At 58.2% G+C, this 4,207-nt stretch carries 6 protein-coding genes; 2 read left to right on the top strand and 4 right to left on the bottom strand.

Features of this window, described 5'->3' with window-relative positions:
• Positions 1 to 99: 99 nt before the first annotated feature.
• The 3 genes from NW841_RS12105 to NW841_RS12095 form a co-directional block, all read right to left on the bottom strand.
• Positions 100 to 369: an SDH family Clp fold serine proteinase gene (locus tag NW841_RS12105; RefSeq protein WP_414378709.1), complete on the bottom strand. Its 270-nt coding sequence runs from the start codon at positions 367 to 369 to the stop codon at positions 100 to 102.
• Between the two features lie 88 nt (positions 370 to 457).
• Positions 458 to 1,348: a hypothetical protein gene (locus tag NW841_RS12100; RefSeq protein ID WP_414372692.1), complete on the bottom strand. Its 891-nt coding sequence runs from the start codon at positions 1,346 to 1,348 to the stop codon at positions 458 to 460.
• 1 nt (position 1,349) lies between these two features.
• The gene (locus NW841_RS12095; RefSeq protein WP_414386587.1) at positions 1,350 to 2,327 is read right to left on the bottom strand and encodes a fatty acid desaturase; all 978 of its coding nucleotides are present in this window, start codon (positions 2,325 to 2,327) and stop codon (positions 1,350 to 1,352) included.
• A 356-nt stretch (positions 2,328 to 2,683) separates the two neighbouring features.
• Between NW841_RS12095 and psaK the strand changes: the two genes are divergently transcribed.
• Both psaK and NW841_RS12085 read left to right on the top strand, forming a co-directional pair.
• Positions 2,684 to 2,929: a photosystem I reaction center subunit PsaK gene (gene psaK, locus NW841_RS12090; RefSeq protein WP_414386584.1), complete on the top strand. Its 246-nt coding sequence runs from the start codon at positions 2,684 to 2,686 to the stop codon at positions 2,927 to 2,929.
• Positions 2,930 to 3,053: 124 nt separating this feature from the next.
• The gene (locus tag NW841_RS12085) at positions 3,054 to 3,191 is read left to right on the top strand and encodes a photosystem II reaction center protein K (RefSeq protein ID WP_414372686.1); all 138 of its coding nucleotides are present in this window, start codon (positions 3,054 to 3,056) and stop codon (positions 3,189 to 3,191) included.
• Between the two features lie 214 nt (positions 3,192 to 3,405).
• On the opposite strand, the gene NW841_RS12080 is transcribed toward NW841_RS12085, so the two are convergent.
• Complete coding sequence (locus tag NW841_RS12080; RefSeq protein WP_414386583.1) at positions 3,406 to 3,945, bottom strand: DUF3611 family protein; 540 nt, start codon at positions 3,943 to 3,945, stop codon at positions 3,406 to 3,408.
• Positions 3,946 to 4,207: the final 262 nt, after the last annotated feature.

The raw sequence follows: 4,207 nt of genomic DNA, 5'->3' as shown, positions 1-4,207 counted from the left end.
GGCTTTGGCATGATTTGCTCCATAGAAAATCTGAAGCAATACAACCAGAATCAGTCAGAGGGTGCTATCCATCCCCACCCGGGTGGGGAATTCCGCACCTTACGTTAAATCAATGGGGGTGTTGGGCGGAGTGAGGCGGATTGCCCGCAACACTTGCTCTGAGTCCTCGATGCTGATGTAGCGGGAAACCGGGATCCCCAAAAAACTGATTGACTCCTGGCGGTGGATGAGCAAAATGACCCGGCTGCCCCGCTTTTGCTCCAACTCCCGGATCGCCAACAGACGGCGAAACTCCTGGGCACGACGGTTCAAAAGGGGCTGCAATGAGCTGAAGATCAGAAAGAGCCAGAACAGGCTGCCCCAGTCCACCTTCCCACCTCCTCCCTTGCGTGGGATCCGCTTGCCTCAGCATTACAGCATCAAGCATAGCGAGCCTCGGTCCTGCCTCTGATGAACCTTAGGGGTCAACCTCAGAGGGGGCAAACCAGCGATCCAGAGTCTGTAGCAGATCGGGAACCGAGGTCTGCGCGATCCAAGCCTGGATGTAGGCCCGTTGCTCCGCCAAGTTCTCAAGGCGGCCCAGCTTTTGCATGGCCGCGAGGCGACTCTCTGCCTCGGCGCGATTGGTCTGCAGATCCAGCCGTTGATCGGGGGTGAGGGGATACTCTGTCTGGGCCAACAGGTGATCGGCCACCATCAGGAACACCAGAGGCCCCGCCAGCTCCACCTGAGGCTCGGTTTCCCCCTCAACCTCGGTGGCGCCCAGAGCCCCCCAATCCTCGAGATCTTGAGCCAGATCCTGGCCCAGTTGCAGCAGCTCCTCCGTCGAGACAGCCTGCAGCGCCCTCTCGGCAACAGCCCGCAGCGGCTCTAGGGAAACCCCATGGCTGGTGGCTAGTTCGGCCAGGGCCTGTTCCCACTGGGCTCGTTGCGCCTGCAGCACCGCTTGTTCTGCAGGGGAAAAATCCAGCCGCTCCAGCAGCACCTGCAGTGTCACCGCTCCCAGCAGCAGCGGCGGAAAGCGCAACAGAGTAGAGGCGGATCCTGCCTGGTTCAGGAAAGCCTCCAAATCGGGGCCGGATCCCGCGTCCAACAAATCCTGCAGGTAGGCCAGCACCTGCGGCAGCGAGGTCAACCTCAGAATCCCTCGCACCTGCGCCCGCAACTCTGCCGGGATCCCAAGGGACTGCAACTGAGCTTCAGCTCGCCCCCGCGCTTCCGCGATCACCTCCGGCAAATCCGCCGTCGCCTGACCAGCCTGTAACAGGGCCTGGCTGGAGTCCTGCAGCAAGCTGGCCGCCTCCACAAACAGCAGCAACTGAGGGATCCGCAGCGTCGGCAAGACCATCTCAATCGGCCTCTTCGCCAAGCTGGGGATCAGCAAGGGATGGCGTTGTTGCCAACTCGGCTGAGGCCCCCTCAGGAGCGGGCTTGTGCCAGTGGAGGCCAATCAGCGCGTCGTAGACAAAGCTCCAAAACTCGCCCTTCTGCCAAATGCCCAGCGTCTGGTGGCAGTTGCGCGCATCCAACTCCGGCTTAGCCACCCAGTAGGCCGCCTGATACTTGTACCAAGGAACCGAGGGCCAGAGGTGGTGGATCAGGTGATAGTTTTGCCCCAGCAGCAGAATATTGGTCAGCCAGCCGGGGTAAACCCTGGCGTTGTACCACCGCTCCTGAGACTGAAAAGGGCGATGGGGTAGATAGTCGAAAAACAAGCCCAACAGGAAGCCCATGATAAAAGCAGGGGGCAGCCAGTAGTTCATGATGTAGTCGGTGTAGCCAAAGTGAATGGCCAGCGCAAACGTTAGGATCACCACCAGCCGACTTAGGCCCCATTCCAACAGATCCCAGCGGCCCTTGCGCCAGAGCTGCCGCTTAAAGAAAAACACCTCATGGTAGAAAAAGCGCGGTGCGATCAGCCATAGCGGGCCTCCCGTGGAAACGTAGTGATCGGGATCGTCTTCGGGATGGTTGACGTGGGCGTGGTGTTGCATGTGAACCCGCTTAAAGACAGGATAGACAAAGCCCTGCAACAAGGCAGAGCCGTGACCCAGCGCCTCGTTCAAAAAGCGGTTGCGGTGGGCAGAGCCGTGAGAGGCATCGTGGATCACCGTGCCCAAAACATAGAGGGCGACAAAGTTGAGCCAAAACACCAGCCACCTGGGCCAATGCCAAAAGGCGTACCCGCCAAAGCAAGAGGCCGAAAGCGCCACTGCTGCCAAAAACATCAGCAGGGTGGGATTCCAAAATTCTGGCGGCGGCCCCAACAGCTCACGGGGTAACGTGAAAGGCTTGGGATCCGGTTGCGAAGTCGCAGCAGCAGTCATCGGCAGCCATCCTTAGGTATGCACAGTGCAGACGGGGAGGATGGATCAAGGCAACAGAGCCAGGTCATCACCTCGAAAAGCAGGGGAAGAGATCGATTTGTTAACTTTCGTTAGTATACGGCAGAGAGACGCCCCCCTCGTTGAACCCGGCCGGATTTTTCTTGCCAACTCCAGTCCATCCAGGCCGGTTGCGACAGACAGGGATCCCGGCGAAGAGTAAACAGGCCCTGAAGCCAGAAAGACTACAGTGTGAGGTTTTGTTGCGGCCTCTGTTGCAATTCATGTGGGGATCCCCTTGGGAGTTGCGGAATGGAGATAATCTAGGGTGCGGTTAACCCAAGCTGAGGAGGAAAACCATGCTGACCGTTGTTGCGCCATTGGCCATGACTGCCCAAACCAGCCCTTGGTCTCCCCTGAGCGCGGTGATTATCCTGCTCTGCACAGGGCTGGCCTACTTAAGCTTCAAGTCCTCTTCGGGTGTGGCTTCAGAAACAGGGCCTGTGTTGGGGATGAGCTGGCCGGAAGTGTTGGGAGTTGCCAGCTTCGGCCATCTGCTGGGCGTGGGAGTGATCCTGGGCCTCTCCAATATGGGGGTTCTCTAAAGCATTTTCCGTTTACATTTCTTGACCTTAGCGAGAATCTCCGCCCGGCAATGTTAAACTCTCTATCAATCCTGAAAAGAGCAGTTTTTCCAACTTCACTTCCTTCCCCCCGAGGTTTGTTGCTATGTCTGCAATGATGCTCCTGGCTGCTTTGCCAGAAGGCTATGAGCTGTTCGATCCCCTGATCGACATTCTGCCCATCATCCCTGTTTTGTTCTTTTTGCTGGCTTTTGTCTGGCAGGCGGCAGTGGGCTTCAAGTGAAGTCTTTAGAACAGATTTCTCCGCTGCTTTCCGCTGCCCCTCTTCCTCTGGTTGAGGGGCTCTCTAGTCGTCATGGAGATCTCACTCAGGCTGGGGCACCGTTCCTCTATCCTGATCCTTAAACAACCAAGTGGCAATTAAGTTGCGGCGACCTCTAACTTCTCCCTTGCTGGGGGATTTGGGGTCGGTCGCCGGTGGCGGTGCGGCTCAGGGGTTAAGGCTCGCGGTCGAGGACGCCGGTAATCCAGAGTACCCCTGCCAAGCAAACAAAGTGGGCAAACGTCACGTTGACGTTGGCAGCCAGCAGCAGCACCCCTGTTACCTGGTTAGCCTGGGTGCGGGCAAACATACGCGCCAACAGCTCGCCCACCTGCGCCTCCATGCCGATGAGGGCAAGGAAAGCCCCGATTAGGCTGACGTAGGTGACCAACTGCAACTGCCTAGGCAGATCCAACTGGCTCAAGGCATCGGCAGAGGCTGAGCGGCGCTCGGCATGGAGCAGGTAGCGCCAGTTGAAGAATAGGCCCGCCCCTAGGGTTAGAAGTGTGAACAGAGTGAACCAAAAGGCGATCACAGCCCCCAGCGAGTCATCCCGGTAGACGGTATTTTGGCCGATTAAAAACCCCAGCCAGAGCAACAGGGCCGTTGCTCCCAAAACCGCCTGAAACCAGAACCCGAAACGGCGAGTCATGCGTAAGCGAGACTTCATCCGCTCGACAGCCGCCCGTACTGACGGCGACATAGGCTCGTTCATCTTTCTCCCCTGCTCGACTGGCTGAACACCGACTTTCGCATCCAGCCTATCGTTATCTCCTGCCTCCAGTCACATCCACCTTGCCCGGCCTGCCTCAATGGGGAGAGATTAGGGCTTCGGACTTTCCCTGGGATCCGCGCTTTGCAGGCGCAGGATTTCGGCTTCGATGCGCTGTTGGAGGGCTTTGCCTTCTTCGGAGCGAATCAACAGGGTGATGCGGTTGTATTCAGGCACGGTCATGCCGTGGCGGGTGATGATCTCG

This window comes from Synechococcus sp. H60.3 (assembly GCF_047462295.1).
Lineage (GTDB): Bacteria > Cyanobacteriota > Cyanobacteriia > Thermostichales > Thermostichaceae > Thermostichus.
Note: the sequence above shows the minus strand (reverse complement) of the source record. Positions and strands in the feature narration are given on the sequence as shown.